Annotated in this window: 19 protein-coding genes; 16 read left to right on the top strand and 3 right to left on the bottom strand. The window is 48.1% G+C overall.

What is annotated here, in order from left to right; translation table 11 throughout:
* From fixA to yieH, 9 genes are all read left to right on the top strand, one after another.
* Positions 1-792 carry a putative electron transfer flavoprotein FixA gene (fixA, locus tag AK963_RS01425; protein WP_238593611.1) on the top strand — a complete coding sequence of 264 codons (792 nt, stop codon included), beginning with the start codon at positions 1-3 and terminating at the stop codon, positions 790-792.
* An 11-nt stretch (positions 793-803) separates the two neighbouring features.
* On the top strand, positions 804-1,751 hold the full coding sequence (locus AK963_RS01420) for an FAD-binding protein (protein WP_066013468.1): 948 nt from the start codon (positions 804-806) through the stop codon (positions 1,749-1,751).
* A 120-nt stretch (positions 1,752-1,871) separates the two neighbouring features.
* Positions 1,872-2,069: a hypothetical protein gene (locus tag AK963_RS01415; RefSeq protein WP_020581999.1), complete on the top strand. Its 198-nt coding sequence runs from the start codon at positions 1,872-1,874 to the stop codon at positions 2,067-2,069.
* On the top strand, positions 2,066-3,667 hold the full coding sequence (locus AK963_RS01410) for a sodium:solute symporter family protein (protein WP_066013461.1): 1,602 nt from the start codon (positions 2,066-2,068) through the stop codon (positions 3,665-3,667). The genes AK963_RS01415 and AK963_RS01410 overlap by 4 nt, the downstream gene beginning before the upstream one ends.
* A gap of 180 nt (positions 3,668-3,847) precedes the next feature.
* A complete protein-coding gene (locus AK963_RS01405; RefSeq protein WP_066013459.1) occupies positions 3,848-5,134 on the top strand; it encodes an FAD-dependent oxidoreductase in 1,287 nt (428 codons plus the stop codon).
* Positions 5,131-5,418: a ferredoxin family protein gene (locus tag AK963_RS01400; protein WP_020582002.1), complete on the top strand. Its 288-nt coding sequence runs from the start codon at positions 5,131-5,133 to the stop codon at positions 5,416-5,418. Before AK963_RS01405 ends, AK963_RS01400 begins: the two co-directional genes overlap by 4 nt.
* Positions 5,419-5,524: 106 nt before the next feature.
* A complete protein-coding gene (gene caiE / locus AK963_RS01395; RefSeq protein ID WP_066013458.1) occupies positions 5,525-6,121 on the top strand; it encodes a carnitine operon protein CaiE in 597 nt (198 codons plus the stop codon).
* A 167-nt stretch (positions 6,122-6,288) separates the two neighbouring features.
* Positions 6,289-7,257, top strand: a complete 969-nt coding sequence (gene aes / locus AK963_RS01390; protein WP_066013456.1) for an acetyl esterase — start codon at positions 6,289-6,291, stop codon at positions 7,255-7,257.
* 59 nt (positions 7,258-7,316) lie between these two features.
* Positions 7,317-7,958: a 6-phosphogluconate phosphatase gene (yieH, locus tag AK963_RS01385; protein ID WP_066013454.1), complete on the top strand. Its 642-nt coding sequence runs from the start codon at positions 7,317-7,319 to the stop codon at positions 7,956-7,958.
* Between the two features lie 11 nt (positions 7,959-7,969).
* On the opposite strand, the gene AK963_RS01380 is transcribed toward yieH, so the two are convergent.
* Positions 7,970-8,515: a superoxide dismutase family protein gene (locus AK963_RS01380; protein ID WP_066013452.1), complete on the bottom strand. Its 546-nt coding sequence runs from the start codon at positions 8,513-8,515 to the stop codon at positions 7,970-7,972.
* Between the two features lie 554 nt (positions 8,516-9,069).
* Between AK963_RS01380 and AK963_RS01375 the strand changes: the two genes are divergently transcribed.
* Positions 9,070-9,414, top strand: coding sequence for a hypothetical protein (locus AK963_RS01375; RefSeq protein WP_066013449.1), 345 nt, complete (start codon positions 9,070-9,072; stop codon positions 9,412-9,414).
* 14 nt (positions 9,415-9,428) lie between these two features.
* Here the strand turns inward: AK963_RS01375 and AK963_RS01370 are convergent, their stop codons facing one another.
* Positions 9,429-10,295, bottom strand: coding sequence for a nuclear transport factor 2 family protein (locus tag AK963_RS01370; protein ID WP_066013447.1), 867 nt, complete (start codon positions 10,293-10,295; stop codon positions 9,429-9,431).
* A gap of 142 nt (positions 10,296-10,437) precedes the next feature.
* Positions 10,438-10,677 carry a hypothetical protein gene (locus AK963_RS01365; protein WP_066013445.1) on the bottom strand — a complete coding sequence of 80 codons (240 nt, stop codon included), beginning with the start codon at positions 10,675-10,677 and terminating at the stop codon, positions 10,438-10,440.
* Between the two features lie 415 nt (positions 10,678-11,092).
* Between AK963_RS01365 and AK963_RS01360 the strand changes: the two genes are divergently transcribed.
* From AK963_RS01360 to AK963_RS01335, 6 genes are all read left to right on the top strand, one after another.
* Positions 11,093-11,968, top strand: a complete 876-nt coding sequence (locus tag AK963_RS01360; protein WP_066013443.1) for a DMT family transporter — start codon at positions 11,093-11,095, stop codon at positions 11,966-11,968.
* Entirely contained in the window at positions 11,961-12,731 is a 771-nt protein-coding gene (locus AK963_RS01355) for a class I SAM-dependent methyltransferase (protein WP_066013441.1), read from the top strand. The genes AK963_RS01360 and AK963_RS01355 overlap by 8 nt, the downstream gene beginning before the upstream one ends.
* A gap of 111 nt (positions 12,732-12,842) precedes the next feature.
* Complete coding sequence (gene truC, locus AK963_RS01350) at positions 12,843-13,595, top strand: tRNA pseudouridine(65) synthase TruC (protein ID WP_066013440.1); 753 nt, start codon at positions 12,843-12,845, stop codon at positions 13,593-13,595.
* A 31-nt stretch (positions 13,596-13,626) separates the two neighbouring features.
* Positions 13,627-14,061: a hypothetical protein gene (locus AK963_RS01345; protein WP_066013438.1), complete on the top strand. Its 435-nt coding sequence runs from the start codon at positions 13,627-13,629 to the stop codon at positions 14,059-14,061.
* Positions 14,062-14,340: 279 nt separating this feature from the next.
* The gene (locus AK963_RS01340; protein ID WP_066013437.1) at positions 14,341-15,402 is read left to right on the top strand and encodes a Fic family protein; all 1,062 of its coding nucleotides are present in this window, start codon (positions 14,341-14,343) and stop codon (positions 15,400-15,402) included.
* A gap of 119 nt (positions 15,403-15,521) precedes the next feature.
* Positions 15,522-16,559, top strand: coding sequence for a histone deacetylase family protein (locus AK963_RS01335; protein WP_066013436.1), 1,038 nt, complete (start codon positions 15,522-15,524; stop codon positions 16,557-16,559).
* The last annotated feature ends 58 nt before the right edge of the window (positions 16,560-16,617 follow it).

The following is a 16,617-nucleotide window of genomic DNA, read 5'->3' as shown; positions in this document are numbered from 1 at the left end:
ATGACTATGAAAATTATTGTTGGATGCAAACTGGTACCTGAAGAGCAGGATATCGTTGTACAGGCCGATGGCTCACTGGACGTTAGCCGTGCAACGCCAAAGATCAGCCCATTTGATCTGAACGCTATTGAAGCAGCTGTTGAAGTAAAAGGCCTGGTGGGTGAAGCCCACATCACCGCTCTGAGCGTGGGTGACAAGACTCTGGAAAACAGCAAGGCCCGTAAGGACATCCTGTCTCGCGGTCCTGACGCCATGACTGCGGTGATGGATGATGCCTATACGCATCTGCTGCCAGAGCAGACGGCCGAAGTGATGGCAACTGCCGCCAGAGAGATTGGCTTTGACCTGATCCTGTGTGGTGACGGTTCCGGAGACCTTCTGGCTCAGCAGGTTGGTACCCGTCTGGGTGCACTGCTGGATGTCGCCACCCTGAGCGGCGTCAGCAAAATTGTTTCCGCGGACAACGGCAAGCTGGTGGTTGAGCGTGCCCTGGAAAGTGAAGTGGAAGCGCTGGAAGTCACTCTACCCGCCGTTATCTCTGTTTCTGCAGACATCAACACCCCTGCTATTCCTGGCATGAAGGCCATTCTGGCTGCCGGTAAGAAGCCAGTAGGCACGATGACACCAGCAGCGCTGTTTGTAGAGAAAGGGATAGCGCAGGGCACAGCATCGGTTGAATTGCTGGAAACCAAAGCACCCAAGCAGAAAGAACGCCTCAACGTCATGATTGAAGGCGACGGTGAAGATCAAATCGCTGAGCTGGTAAGCCACCTGCGTAAAATTCTGAATTGATAGGTTGACCAATGAGTAAGATTGCAAACGTTTGGGTTTTCAGTGACGTCGAATCCCGTCAGGCAGAAGTACTTGCCGGTGCCCGCGAACTGGGTGAAGTGGTTTCTGCTTTTGTGATTGGCACCGATGGTGATGTAGCAAAAGCCTACGCCCAGGGTGCTGACAAAGTTTATCTGCTGGGTGCCAGAGAAACTTCACGAATTGTTGAAGATTACGCTGACACCATGGCCAAGGCCATCTCTGAAGCTGCCGATTCTGCATTGATTCTGCTGCCAGGCACTCGCTGCTGTAAGGCTCTGGCTTCACTGCTGGGCGTTAAGCTGAAGGCGGGTGTGGTAACTGAAGCGTATGACGTGACCGTTGAAGACGGTGGTGTTACCGGTAAGCGCATGGTTTACGGTGGTCTTGCCCACGGTCAGGAGAAAGTGGCTTCTCCGTTTGCCGTGATGGTTGTCAGTGGTGGTGTATTTGCACCTGAAAGCGAAGACGCTGCCAGAACCGGTGAAACCATCAACGTTGAATTCGTTGCACCAAAAGCAGCCATCAAGTGTCTGGAGCGTCAGCCTAAGCAGGCTACTCAGGTAGACCTGGGTAAGGCCAAGCGTATCGTTAGTATCGGCCGTGGTATTGCCAAGAAAGAAGACATTGCCATGGCTGAAGCCCTGGGTGCTGCCATTGATGCTGAGCTGGGTTGTTCCCGTCCAATCGCTGAGAGCGAGAAGTGGCTGGAGCAAGAGCGTTATGTGGGTATCTCCGGTGTGATGCCAAAACCAGAACTGTATCTGGCACTGGGTATTTCCGGACAGATCCAGCACATGGTTGCTGCCAACAGTGCCCAGGTGATTGTTGCAGTGAACAAGGACAAAAATGCTCCGATCTTCCAATACGCGGACTACGGCATTGTTGGCGATCTTTACAAGATCGTGCCAGCACTGACTGCTGCGTTTGGCGAGAAATAAGCATCAGCTGATTCGCCGTCCGGTCTCCGCTGCCTGCTCTCCGAAAAAGATAAGACATATGCTTTTACGGGAAGCGGCCAGCGGAAAGCGCTCTTATAACTGGCAGGGAGACGTTCAATCATGGGTGAAATCATTTTTTCATTGTTTATTGGCAGCTTTCTGTCAGGTGTTGGCCTGTTGATGAATAGAGTCTTATATCTTGAGCAAAAAAGACACAACTCTAACAATCAGCAAAGCATTGATAGTAACAATATTGAAGAAACATCTGTGACAGCACCAGAAGCATTACCGGGCGCACCTGTGGGAAGTGGGTTATGAGTATTTATGCCGCCGGCGTTCTTGTCAGCATTGTTGTATTCGTGTTGATTGGTGCATACGCCGGAATGAAGGTTAAAGGCATTGATGATTATTATGTCTGCGGTCGCAATGCTCCCACGTTATTTATTACCTGCACCTTATTTGCCTCCATGCTCAGTACTAATGGGTTTATGGGGGATACCGCTTTCAGCTACGGTGGCAACATTACCACCATGCTTTTACTGAATACGCTCTGTGCCGGAGGGTATGTGATCGGTGGCCTGTTTTTTGGTCGCTATATTCGCAGGGCCATGGTTAATACCATGCCTACCTATTTTTCTAATCGGTTTAACAGCCTTCGTATTCGCCGGTTGGCTGCCATGATTACGGTAGCCTCCCTGTTCGCTTATCTGATCAGTGTTCTACAGGGTACCGGCCTGCTGATGGAAACATTAACTGGTTACAGTCGTATAACCTGTCTTTTGATTGCCTGGGTCGGCATCACCCTGTTTACCTTCTATTCCGGTGCTCGTGGAAGCGTATTGACAGACACCGTTATGTGCCTGTTCTTCCTGGGCATCACGATCTTTGCCGGGCCTTATGTATTTGAAGCCGCAGGTGGTCTTGAGAATCTGCTTGATACGCTGGCCCGTAATCCAGAAACGCCACCGGGACTGCTGGATTACCACGGTAACCCTCGTGGTGGCTCCGAGTTTGATATGGTGTTTTACGGCATCACCATGGGCATTATCTGGCTGGTAACGGTAACGGTAGCGGTAAGCCCCTGGCAGGCTGGCCGGAACCTGATGGCGCGAAATGAACATGTGATTCTGCGCTCCAGTGTGATGATGGCGCTGCTGACGGTAATTTTTCTGCTCTACCTCTATCTGAGGTCCATCAGTGTCATTCCTGTGAATCCAGCGATGGATCAGCCTGAAAAGGTCATGATCTGGGCTGCCATGGAGTTAATGCCTCCGCTGGTGGGTGTAGCTCTGCTCGCGGGTATTCTGACTGCCGGTCTTACTTCAGCATGTACTTTTCTGTCGGTGGTGGGCTTCAGCCTGTCCAGCGATATTCTGAATATCAAGTTTGCCAGTGAGAAATCACAACTGCGCTTCACCCGTGGGATGATGCTGCTGGTCAGTTTGCTGTCACTGATGATTGCCAGTATGGATATGGCCAGTATCCGTGTCATTGCCTGGTTTGCCAGCACGATCATCGCGGCATCCTGGGGTTACGTTGCTTTTGCCAGTGTCTGGAGTAAGAAGCTGACAGAACGTGGCGCTTACCTGGCCATGGCGGGCGGTTTCTTTGGGTATATGGTCGCTAAGCTGCTTAAAGAGCTGGCCGGTGTGCCATTGGTTAATCTTTTTGATCCTTTCTTTATTGGCGTAGCCATCAGTATCGTGCTTGGTATCTGGGGCTCAAAAGGCCAGACCAAGACCATCGAAGAGATTACTTACCAGGACAAAATTCACCAGATACCCGCATCAGAAACGGTGGCGGCAGAGTATGTCAGAAGTCGCTACTACGGCTGGATTATGGTGGCTGCCGGGGTATTGGTTTCCACCTTCCTTATCTATTACTGGGCCATCCCATATAACGTTCTTTTAAATTAGTGAGGATTTATTTTTACGTAATTTTGTGGTGGTCGCTGCCCGCCGCCCGCTTCCCGCTGCCCGAAAAAGAGAAGACAAATGCTTTTACGGGTAGCGGGCGGCGGGCAGCGGGAAGCGATTCTGGACAAGTTACTGCAGAAAATAATCCCGGATTCATATCGTTAGAAGTGAGGGGACACCATGTCCGAAGATAAATTTGATGTAATCATTGTCGGGGCAGGACTTGCCGGTTGCATCAGTGCGTACCTGTTAGCCAAGGCTGGTCTGGAAACACTGGTTATTGAACGGGGCAATTTTCCAGGGTCAAAGAATGTGACCGGCGGTCGTCTTTATGCCCACAGTATCGAGAAAATCTTCCCCAACTTTGCTGAAGAAGCACCAGTTGAGCGCTGCATTGTCCATGAAAAGGTCTCTTTTATGGATGGTAGCAGCAGTGTGACGCTTGACTATGCAAGCCCTGAAGCCGCAGACCTAGGCAGTCGCTCTTATGCTGTATTGCGTTCAAAGTTTGATCAGTGGCTGGCAGAGCAAGCTGAATCTGAAGGTGCCAGCATTGTTCCGGGTGTTCATGTTGATGACCTGATTGTTCGCGACGGTAAGGTCTGCGGTGTTATTGCCGGTGGCGAAGAGATGGAAGCCGATGTCGTGCTTCTTGCCGATGGCGTGAACTCCATGCTGGGCCAGAAGCTGGGCATGGTGACCGGTGTAAATGCACACAACACCGGTGTGGGTGTTAAGGAAGTCATTGAGCTGAGCCGTCAGCAGATCAACGATCGTTTTGGCTGCATGGATAATGAAGGTGCTGCCTGGCTGTTTGTTGGCTCACCTTCTGATGGCCAGATGGGCGGTGGTTTCCTGTACACCAATGAAGACAGCGTTTCTCTGGGGCTGGTGTTTGGTCTGCATAACATCGACAAGGTCAGCAAAAGCATTCCTCAGATGATGGAAGACTTCAAAAATCATCCAACCGTTAAGCCGCTGATCGCTGGTGGTAAGACCGTAGAATATTCTGCCCACGTTGTACCGGAAGGTGGTTATGACATGGTGCCGAAGATGGTGGGCGATGGCGTTCTGATTGCCGGTGATGCCGCAGGTCTCTGTCTGAATATTGGCTTTACCATTCGGGGAATGGATCTGGCCATTGCCTCCGGTGAAGCGGCTGCCAATGCCATCATCAAGGCCAAGGAAGCTGGCGACTTCAGTGAAGCAGGCCTGGCTTCCTACAAAACAACGCTGGATAACAGCTTTGTGATGAAAGACCTTCAGCTCTATAAGAAGGTTCCCGGTTTCCTGGATAACCCAAGAATGTTTAACCAGTATCCAACCATGATGACCGGCATCATGAAAGACCTTTACACCATGAACGGCACTTCTGCTCCACTGCGGAAAATTGTGATGCCTCACCTGAAGCAGGCCGGTTTCATGAACCTGATTAAAGATGGCTTCAAGGGAGCGACTGCGCTATGAGCGAGAAGGTCAATGTTGATGTAAAGCTGGGCATTAACAAATTCTTTGTTGATGAAGGCAATCCTCATATCGAACTGGTAGAGAACCCGGATCCGGCAGAATTTGCCAAGCTGGAAGCTGCCTGCCCTGCTGGCCTTTATAAGCGTGACGAAAATGGCAATATCCATTTTGACTCCGCTGGCTGCCTGGAGTGTGGTACCTGTCGTATTCTCTGTGGTGACACCATTATCAAAAAATGGCACTACCCACAGGGTACCTTTGGTATTGAGTTCCGTTACGGCTAATTGAAAACGCTCACCGCTTACCGCCTCTCGTAAAAGCCAGAATTGCCTTTGTTTTACGGGAAGCGGGCAGCGGATGGCGGGTAGCTTTTTTAAGGGAGTTATCGTAATGCCCTGTTATGAGTTTGAAGGACTGGTGCCGGTGGTAGACCCTGCTGCCTATGTCCATCCAACCGCAGTATTGATTGGTGATGTGATTGTCGGGCCGGGCGTTTATATTGGCCCTGTTGCCAGTCTGAGAGGCGACTATGGTCGTTTGATTCTGGAGGAGGGTGCCAACCTTCAGGATGGCTGTGTGATGCATGGCTACTGCGATATGGACACGGTTGTCGAACGTGATGGACATATCGGCCATGGCGCTATTCTTCACGGCTGTGTCATCCGTCGAAATGCACTGGTTGGCATGAACTCGGTGGTAATGGACGGTGCTGTGATCGGGGAAGAGAGCATTGTAGCGGCCATGAGTTTTGTGAAAGCTGGCTTTCAGGGTGAAGCAAGACAGCTTTTGGTTGGTTCACCGGCCAAGCCGATTCGTCAGGTGTCTGACCAGGACATGCACTGGAAAGGCTTGAATACCAAAGAGTATCAGGATCTGGCAATCCGCTCTGGCAAAACCATGAAAGAGGTGATGCCACTGGTTGAAATGGAGTTGAACCGACCTCGGCTGATGGGTACCACTGACGTGAAGCCTAAAATTTCTGCCTGATCATTATCATGTACTCCCTTTCATGGGGTAAAGATTGAACCACAGAGATCACAAGAGAAAAGAAAAGCGCTTCTTCGCTCTCTTTGTGGTTCAACAATAAATCCCTGCAGTATGGCCAGACTGGTTGTCATTGGTCTAAAAGCTCATACAACCCACAGAATCTCCGAATGAATAAAGTTGATGTTTTGAGTCGATTGTCTGAAGAGATGACAGCCGCTCTGCACTGTGCGCCACAAGTATCAGGGCAGGAAATATGCAGTGACCCGCTGCAGCAGATGCGCAGTGATTATGAAAAAGGGCGGGCTTTCTGGAATGAAGGCGGTCCACAAATGCATAAAATCAAAGAGCTGGATGTCGAATATGAAGGCGGTCATGTAAGAACAAGGCTCTATTACCCAACCCAAAGATTACAATCACCGGCACTGATTTATATTCATGGTGGCGGTTTTATTGTCGGCAGCATTAATACCCATGATCGAATTATGCGGATTCTGGCTGAAGCATCCGGAGCAGTTGTGATTGGTATTGATTATACCCTGTCACCTGAAGCGAAATATCCTCAAGCCATCGAAGAATGTGTCGCCGTAAGTCAGTTTTTTCTGAAGCATGGTCACGAACATGGCATCGATTGTGAAAACATGGGGTTTGCCGGAGACTCTGCTGGAGCTTATCTGTCACTGGCCAGTTATCTCTGGCAACGTGATGCTGGAATGGATATCGGGTATATCAAATGCCTGTTGCTTTATTATGGACTCTACGGCCTTAAAGACTCTTGTTCTCGAAAACTGTACGGCGGTGAGTGGGATGGTTTGACGAAAGAAGATCTAGAGTATTATCAGGAGATGTATCTGAACAGTGATAAGGAGATAGACGCTGCCTACTACTGCCTATTTAACAATAACTTATCTGAAAATATTCCTCCCAGTTTTATCGCGTCCAGCGAATTTGATCCACTTCTGGATGACAGTGAAGCACTTTATAAAATCTTCGAAAGTCATGGAATAGAGTGTGAATACAAAATGTACCTGGGAACCCTTCATGCTTTTCTTCATTACTCAAAAGTTATGAACGCATCCAATCAGGCGTTGTCTGATGGGGTTAACTATTTTCTTCAATGCCTGAAGTATCAGAAATAATATCCTGCAATAGTGTCTGTTTTTCCATTGAAGGGCTTTTGCAGTATAGGGAGTGAACTATTAATAACATCGAGTGTGTAATTTTCGACTGTGATGGAACACTGGTTGATAGTGAGATTCTGTGTAACCAGGGACTGGTCAATGTGTTTTCCCGCTATGGTGCTCAAGTCACGCTGGAAGAGTGTCTGATCAAATACAAAGGCGGGAAGATGGTGGAGATCCTGACGGCCATCTGCGGTGATTATCACCTGTCTCTGGATCTGGATGAGCTGGAGAAAGAGTATCGGGAGGAATTACGTCAGTTGTTCGATAAGCATCTGATGCCGGTGGAAGGTGTTCCCCAGATGCTGGAGAAGATTCGGTTGCCCGTATGCGTAGCGTCCAATGGTCCAGCAAGCAAGATGGAACATACCCTCGGGCTGACTGGATTGCTGTCACGATTTGAGGGAAAACTGTTCAGTGCCTTTGATGCCAATTGCTGGAAGCCCGATCCGGGATTACTGGCTTATGCGGCCAAAGGCATGGGGGTTAATCTGGCAAACTGTGTACTGGTGGAAGATTCCGTACCCGGCGTGATGGCAGGCATCAATGCTGGTATTCCTGTTTTTCACTACTGCAGGGATGAGCATGCTGAACCGGTTGATCATCCTCTGGTTACCCGGTTTTCAGATATGGGAGAGCTGATCGGTTTATTGGTTTAGTCTTGCAGTCATCATGGGATAACACCACAGGCGAGTCTGATATCACCAGAGAGAGATGGAGCTGTGAAGCTGTCCCCACCTGCATGGATGACCAGTGCGAGACCTTTCATTTTCTGCAAGGTCAATCCGGGGATGAAAACAGGCTTAATTGCGTTTTTCCGAGTATCTACTTTAAGTGTGGCAAGGTATCCTGGATGAATATTGCATTCCAGCCCTTCATGGATGCCTGTTTTATTTTTATTGTGGTTGCTTTCCATGTCTACAATCATTGTCGTATTGCTGTGGCCAGCCTTTTCTGCGGGTTCGCAGGATGAGGCTGTATATACATGAAAGTCATGCATACTTCGTGGTAAACCATGTAGATCAGGGGTCAGCTTTATGCCTTTTTTTCCACGGGTGCTGCTGATTAATATTTTGCCAATCTTAGGGGCTGTTCCCTCCTGTGTGACTTTATACATGGTAACGTCCAGCTTTTTCTCTCCGCTCTCCATACATCCAGCCAGTGCAGAACAGAAAATGATCAGTGTGGTTTGAAACCAGTGCTTGCAGATAGTCATGGCAAGCAGGCCTCTTTGTTAGTCGGTAGCATGCAGTATAGAGGCTTGGTCAGGGTTGAGAGGCGGGCGGGTTGTGAGTTGCTCAGAATCATGCTTGGAACCTTTCTGCCCTTGCTGACTGTATGTTCCCGGTTGCTCGACTAGAGGGGCAGTTTATGTCTCAATCATGGTCTTTAATGATATAGTGGGAAGTACTTTTCTATTCTCTTGCTGCCTTTTTCCGGATAGCTGCGTTTGTGATATAGGTTCCTTAGTGTAACCCATCAGCATCAGTGACAGCGTAACCAGACAGCCTGTTTTTTTGTTAGCAGCCAGACGATCAGCATTTTATTATTCCCCTTGTGTTTGGAGACTTTAGGGCTTGGGAGGCTTTTGAATATTTGTTGTGCAAATTCGGTTAAGGAGGAGGGATAAAAATATTTCTCATTCTCGTGGTTGTTTATAATTATTTGCAGTGGTGCGTATCGACAGCTAATCATCCCTGATTGCGGTGGAGCTTAGGTTCTGCCACAAATATTTTCAATTTCCTATATGCAAAAGTGAACAGGTCAGTAATGAAATTTATTAACCGCTGTGTCATTACCTTGAAGCCAAAAGCAGAGTTCATTGATTGGGTGAAAAGCCTGAATGTTGAGCTTCCTGAGACGTGGGACTTTGAAGGTGGCGCTTATCTTTTTGATGAGCATGAATCTGAAGAGAGTCTGGTTGATGGCGTCAGTGAGGAAGCACGCTCAATTCTTGAGAATGAGTTCTCTGTGTGGACTGAGGATGAAGACAAGTGGCCTAAGTCGAGAGACTTTGCCACTCTGAAGCAACTGTTTTCCCTGCATATTGCGGTTGCTGGCTTTGATCTTGGTAAGGAACCGCTGCTAAGAGCTGATGTTGCTGACTTGGTCTAAAGAAAAGGCCGTTATCAAACGACATCGGGATGAGGTAATGACCAGTGGCTGTGTCGGCATAACCACTGGCCTTCATGTTCTTGAAGTATGTAAGTAACCCGAAGTGGTGAGACACTGATTTTTTCTCCGGTAGTCTTATCCAGGCAGGAAGACTCGGCATAAGCCGATAGACAAACTAGAGACTGATCCCGAAAGGCGACCGGGTGATGGTATTTAAGTAACGGGTTGGCGTATTTTTCGGCAAGGGCGTGAAGGTACTGGGTATACTGTCGGGTTCCACGAAGTTCTGTACTTCCCTGAATTGGGAAGTAAATCCTGCTCTGACTTGGGTGCTGAAGAGACTCAAGCCCATCCATATCAACGGATTCACTGTAATTGACCCGCCTATTCAAAGCATCAAGAAATGGGGCAATGCTGATAGAGTCCAGCCTTGCAGAGTGACCAGCCAGTTCTGGTTGGGGTCTTTGGGGAACAGGATTAACCGGGAATGGCGTTGTCTCTGGCCAGGCTTTGCTGAGATGACCATGACGGATCTTCAGCTTGCCCTGATGCTCAACAAGGTAAAATGTCAGCCTCAAGTCATCATCTTTCAGCCTTAAACCATTCTTGAATTGAATATCACGCTTAAAACGGCAGGCGACCATCATGGCTTTACCGTTTCCAAAGCTATCTAGTGGATCCAGCTGAATATCGACGGACTCCCGTTCTTGAAAATAGCGCCCTGAACGCTTATACAGGTCATCCAGACGGTTGTAATCATCACTTTCGGTGATACCCCAGCCTGTGATGTCATCAGGCATATTCAGTTCCAGGACCTGATCTTCATTACCATTGAGCAGGCAGTCCCTGAATTCATTGAGAAAATTAACAACTAACGACATAGCTCTGCACTTGATTTGGCTGAGAAAAATCAAGTTTAGACCAGGGAAATAAAAGTGTCTGATAGAAGGTGTGAGCTATATCAGAATGAGAAGATATGGTTGTGATTAAGCGTTATCACAACCATATTTTTAAGAATGGAGATTAATTTCCTCTTCTTTCAGAGAGCTCTTCCATTCTAGCCTGAAGCTTTTCATGCCTTGTAGGGACAACGATAGAATCCAATGATGCTCTGGCATTGAATACGTTCATCATAGGCATTGATAAAGGCTCTTCCATGCCGTGTCTTTCCATGGCCTGAGCCGCATAGTCCCGATCAGCTGAAGCGTTGGCACTGAAAAGAATGACAGAAGAAGATACGATGGCAAATAGTGTCTTTTTCATTGTTGTTCTCCATTGAAGTTAGGCAAACCTATTCCCGACCCCTTTTATTAAGGGTTTAAGTAATAGTGAAGTTATATAGCGATCAAATAACAAGAAAGTGAAAGAGAGTTGTGATTCTTAATTTCAACGAGTAATAATTAATTGGCCTTGTTTGATTTTAATTTATTGATTTTATTGGCTGATTATCTGCTGTTTCTATTTCTTCGATCTTTTAAATTTTGTATTTATTAAAACTGCTGCACATGAGTCCATAGCGGTTCTCTTGCCCATAATGTCATTTTTCCAGCACTTTTCTGATTAATCAGTTATTCTTCCAGCTCTTTTCTACACGGGCTTAGGGCAAAAGAACCTGGCATGCCCGCTTTCTGGTTGGCCGACAGGCTGCCTTTTCCTGTTTTAGATGTAAGGGAAAGTAATGAACGATAGCCGACAGGCTTTATTCACGCTTCATATCGCCATTTTGTTATTTGGTATTTCAGGGCTATTTGGCAAGCTGCTGCCTATTGATCCCAGCTGGATTGTGCTGGGAAGAACATTGGTTGGAAGTACCGCTCTAATACTTATTCTGGCGCTTACAGGGAAGGTTCGGCGCCTGTTTGTATCTGGTCAATGGCCAGTGAATGTGATGCTTGGGAGTTTGCTGGCTGCCCACTGGATCACCTTTTTCCAGGCTATTCAGGTTTCTTCTGTTGCGATAGGACTGCTGTCATTCTCCTCTTTTCCGGTATTTGTGACATTGCTGGAGCCCTTGCTATTCAGGGAGCGTTTAAGGTGGCTGGATATGCTCACGGCGACCGGAGTTGTTGCTGGCCTGTTTATCGTTTTTCCCCTTTCTTCCATGAATACGGAGAGGGGGATTGCTGAAGGAGTTGGCTGGGGCATTTTGAGTGCTTTCCTGTTTGCTATTCTCTCTCTCGCTAACAGAAGCCGTATTCAGAAGACCGATGCAATGGTATTGACCTGCCTCCAGAATATCGGGGCGGTTATTACCACGTTACTGGTCATGCCAAAAGTGGGTGTCAGTACCATTGCAGACTACTGGTTGCAGCTGTTGCTGCTTGGGTTGTTATGTACAACGCTACCTCTGATGCTGTTTTTAAACAGCCTGCGTTATTTAAAAGCACAGCTGGTAAGTCTGGCAACCTGTCTGGAACCTGTTTACGGTATTGTTTTAGCTGGGCTCTTCCTGTCAGAGATACCTTCGACCAGAACGCTGTTAGGAGGAGCTGTCATTCTTGGTGCTATTACCATTGGCAGTTTATTTGCGGAGGAGAGTATGAATCATGGCTGAGTTTAGTCTGGCACCTTCAGGTGTTGGTTACGCCTTTGCTCTGGAAACGCCCCTGCTGACTTACTGGACCGATTGCTGGCAAGGAAAAGGGCCATTGCTTGATATTGGCTGTGGTGATGGAACCCATATCCATGCCGGTTTGAAAAGTGGGGCTGATATTATCGGATTGGATCTATCTGATAGCGGGTTTGAAGCTATCCACCGAAGCCTTGATGTTGATCAAAAAGCTCGCTTTCAGAGTCGGGTAGGGCGATTGCCAGATAATATCCCTTTTCATGATGAATCTGTGGCAGGTGCACTGTGCTCACTGGTTTTGCACTTCCTTGACCATGCTGAAACGATCGCTGCTATTTGGGAAGTACACCGGATTCTCGAGCCGGGTGGGCGTTTTGTTTTTACCTGTGTTTCGGATCAAATGGCTATTCTTGACGGTTTGGGGCTGCAGCAGCAATTTGAAGATGAACGAAAAAGCTCGCCTCTGTTTCTCTCCGGTATGGTGCCAGATTTTGTTGAATTACTGGAAAAGCAGTATCGTCGTTGTCCTGCCAGTCAACAAGACGAAGCTCTGGCTACTTTAGAGCGATACCGGAGAGATAAGCTCTCTATTCCCCTGCATTTTTTTAACCTGAACCAGCTTATCATGGTTTTGCTCCGCCTTGGTTTTTCGATTGAGTACAGCTGCATGGCTCCCGCAGATCACTACCCAATATGGAAACATGGCCCGGAAGATGAAATCAGGATTGTGGCCAGAAAAAACAGCTGATCTGGGTATATGCAGACTTTAATTAGTGCATCTTTTTGAAAACAATCACTAAATAGATTTGATCTTCGATAGCCTTTATTCTTGGGGACTTTTTATTGTTGGGCAAAAGGCATGATTGAAGCGCCTGCAGAACAGCTTGATATTATCTATCAGGACCAATGGCTGGTGGCTATCAATAAACCCTCCGGCCTGCTGGTCCACCGCTCCATGATTGATCGTCATGAAACCCGCTTTGCCATCCAGTTATTGAGGGATCAGATAGGTCAACATGTCTTCCCCCTTCATAGACTGGATAAACCCACGTCGGGTGTGCTGGTTTTTGCCCTGTCAGCCGACGTTGCCAAAAGAGCGGGTGAGCAGTTCCAGGAAGGCCTGGTCAGTAAAACCTATCTTGCCATCGTTCGGGGCTATGCGCCTGAATCCGGTGTGATTGATCACCCGTTGAAGGAGAAACTGGATAAAATAACTGACCGAAAAGCCCGCAAGGATAAGCCGGCTCAAGAAGCGATAACCGATTATCGTAGACTGGCAACCATTGAGCTACCAATAGCGATTGATCGATATCCCTGCAGCCGATATTCTCTGGTGGAGGCAAAGCCCAGAACCGGTCGCAAGCACCAGATTCGTCGGCACATGAAGCACATTGCCCATCCAATTATTGGTGATGCCAAACATGGAAAGGGAAACCATAATCGGTATTTTGCAGAGAACTTTGATGCTGACCGATTACTCCTGCATTGTTCCAAAATGGAAATGGACCACCCGGTCACCGGGAAGCCCATCTCTTTTTATGCTTCTATGGATATTGTGTTTGATCAACTTTTGGAACGATTTGGCTGGACAATGTCAAATGCCAGTGAATAAATACCATTTTTTATAAGGTTGAGATATTTCAATGAAAAAAGTTATTTCTGGAATGCTGGTTTCGCTGGCAATTCTCCTGGCTGGCTGTGCTTCAACTCAGGAGTCACAGGATATTAATGCTGAAAACTCGGAAGTTGAAGTAACCCGTCAGTTTACCGGTTCAACCATGACCCCGGATCCTGTTATGCAGCAGGTACTTGAATTAAGCAAGGCAGGTATCCTGAAAGATGTGCGCATGACCCGCTCTATTCCTGCCCAGATCACAGCAACTGGACCTGAGAATGTTCTGGCGTGTATTTCTTCTGAGGGAAGCCGCTGGCTGGAAGAGCATCAGGAGTGTGAGTTCATGGCAGAAGAAACCTGTACAGAGCTGGGTGGGGAATTTAATCCCTGCGCATCCGCCTGTCGTAATGACCCTGAGGCGATGGCCTGTGTGTTGATGTGTGTACAGGTTTGTAAGTTTTAATTATCAATCCATCTCTTCCCGCAAAAGCCAGTCCAATGACTTTGCGGGAAACCTTCCTCTTTTCTTCCTTGCCTTAGATTTTACGTTGAAGTGCATGCCTGGCACTCGTCCTACTATCGGATAGGTGTTTTTACGAGTTTGATTAAAAATTATCCAATAAATATCCTATTCTTAGACTTTCCTCAAATTTCTGAATTTAATGGGTATTAATTAACGCTGTGCTCTGGTTTTCAGCTTTATGCCCGATAAATACCTATTATATTTTTAATCGTATTACGTATGAAAACACTGCAGCATTTATCCGGTTATGCCTTCAGCAGTTATCAGTTGGGGCTGTTCAGGCAATTGGGAGAATTCAGAGGTCGGCAGCTGGTGACTATCCGTCAGCAACCGGAGGTTCTGGATACACTTCGTCAGGTTGCGGTACTGGAATCCGTTGAATACAGCAGTCGTCTGGATGGCATTGTCGCTTCCAGAGAGCTGGTTCGTAAGCTGGTGCACAAGGAATACCGACCGACCGCACCGGTAGAAAGACAGGTTGCTGGCTACCGGGATGGTCTGGATATTGTGGTTGAGCCTGGCGAACACATGACCTTGTCAGTAAGCCTTATCCGCCAGCTGCATGCCATGTTATATGCCCACGTGCCCCATGAAGGAGGGCGCTGGCGGGTTACCAATAAAGAAATTGTCGAGCGGGACAGCAAAGGTCAGAGAATCGGTGTTTTATATCGAACCATGCCAGCCACGGCGATTGCCGGCGCAATGGAAGAGCTGGTTGCCTATTACCATGAAGGGCTTCAGCAACAGGTTGAGCCTCTGTTACTGATACCCGCAGTCGTATTGGACTTTCTCTGTATACACCCTTTCAGCGATGGCAATGCCCGAATAGCCTGGTTGATTATGGCGATGATGCTGGCACTTAACGGCTATCAGGTTGCCCAGCTGATCAGCCTTGAGCGGGTTCTGGTGCGCCATGAGCAGGCCTACAAAAGAGCATTACAGCTGAGTGTCAAAGGCTGGCATGAAGGGCAACACAACCCGATGCCATGGATCGACTTTTTTCTGAATACCCTGATTCGTGCTTACGATGAGCTGGAAGATAAAATTCATACTCTGCAGTGGCAGGGGAGTCGCGCTCCTAAATCACAGCTGGTAAGGATGGCCATTGAACAGACCAGCCATGCCTTTTCCATTGCCGATATTTGCCTGCAGATACCCACAGTCAGCCGGGAGCTGGTCAAAAAAGTGGTTCAGCAGATGCGCTCTGAAGGTCTTCTGGAGCCTGTAGGAAGAGGGCGTGGTGCCCAGTGGCAAAAATGCAACCGACTGACCGTTGCATGAAGCTCTCTGCTGCCAGTATTTGCAGTGTCTGGCGACGTATTTATGCGTGTATACCTCATTTGAAGATTTCTATAGGATGACCTGCTTTTTGACTTACCAATCAGGTTCTTTCTATAGAAATGATCACTATCTACTCTGAGCAGCAGGCGCTTCACTGCAATATTCAGGAAGTACTCAGTGGTGAACTGGTACCCAGCTTTGAAGTCGCTGAACGAACCGGGATTGTTCTAAAGCATATTACGGCCAGAGATCTTGGGCCGGTTATTGCTCCGAATCACTCTACGGTTGATCTGGCTGCGCGGGTCCATTCCCGGGAGTATGTGGACTTTCTTCAGCAGGCCTGGTCTCTGTGGCAGGCAGAATTTCCTGAAAGCACCCAGGCTATGCCTTACTGCCTTCCGGTTAGAAGGTTTCGTTCTGTCTGTCCCGAGCACATTGAAGGGAAGCTGGGCTATTACTCCTCAGACCTGACCGCTGCTATTGTTGAAGGTAGCTGGCAGGCGATCTGGGCTTCGGTCGAGTGTGCACTTTCTGGCCAGCAGTTGATTCAGCAGGGTGAGCGTTCTGTCTTCAGTCTGTGTCGTCCACCCGGGCACCATGCCAGTCAGGATCAAATGGGTGGTTATTGTTATCTGAACAATGCCGCTATAGCTGCTCAAGCCTATCTGGACAATGGCAGTCAGCGAGTTGCCATTCTGGATGTGGATTACCATCACGGCAATGGCACACAGTCGATTTTCTACGATCGTGCAGATGTTCTCTTTACATCCGTTCATGCCGATCCTGCCTGGGACTACCCTTATTTCCTGGGCTATCAGGAAGAAACGGGAGAGGGTGATGGTAAAGGTTTTAACTTGAACCTGCCTCTGGCCCTGAACAGCCACTGGTCTGACTATGAACCGGCTCTGCAGAAAGCACTGAATAAGATTGCTGCGTATAAGCCTGATGTTCTGCTGGTATCTCTTGGGCTGGATAGCTACGAGCAGGATCCTATCTCGTTTTTCAAACTGAAGTCGGACAATTACACAACAATGGGCCGCTTGATTGCGGAACTGGGTTTACCTACTCAATTTATTTTTGAGGGTGGGTACGCTGTTGATGCCCTGGGCACGAACACTGCCAATGTGCTTGAAGGGTTTCAAAAGTACGAAGCCTGAATAGGCTTTAGGTAATGGCTACTGTTTCAGTGGCCTTTTTTATGGGGGCAGTCAAAGG

This window comes from Endozoicomonas atrinae (assembly GCF_001647025.1).
Classification (GTDB): Bacteria; Pseudomonadota; Gammaproteobacteria; order Pseudomonadales; family Endozoicomonadaceae; genus Endozoicomonas; species Endozoicomonas atrinae.
This window is presented reverse-complemented; position numbering and strand designations above follow the sequence as displayed.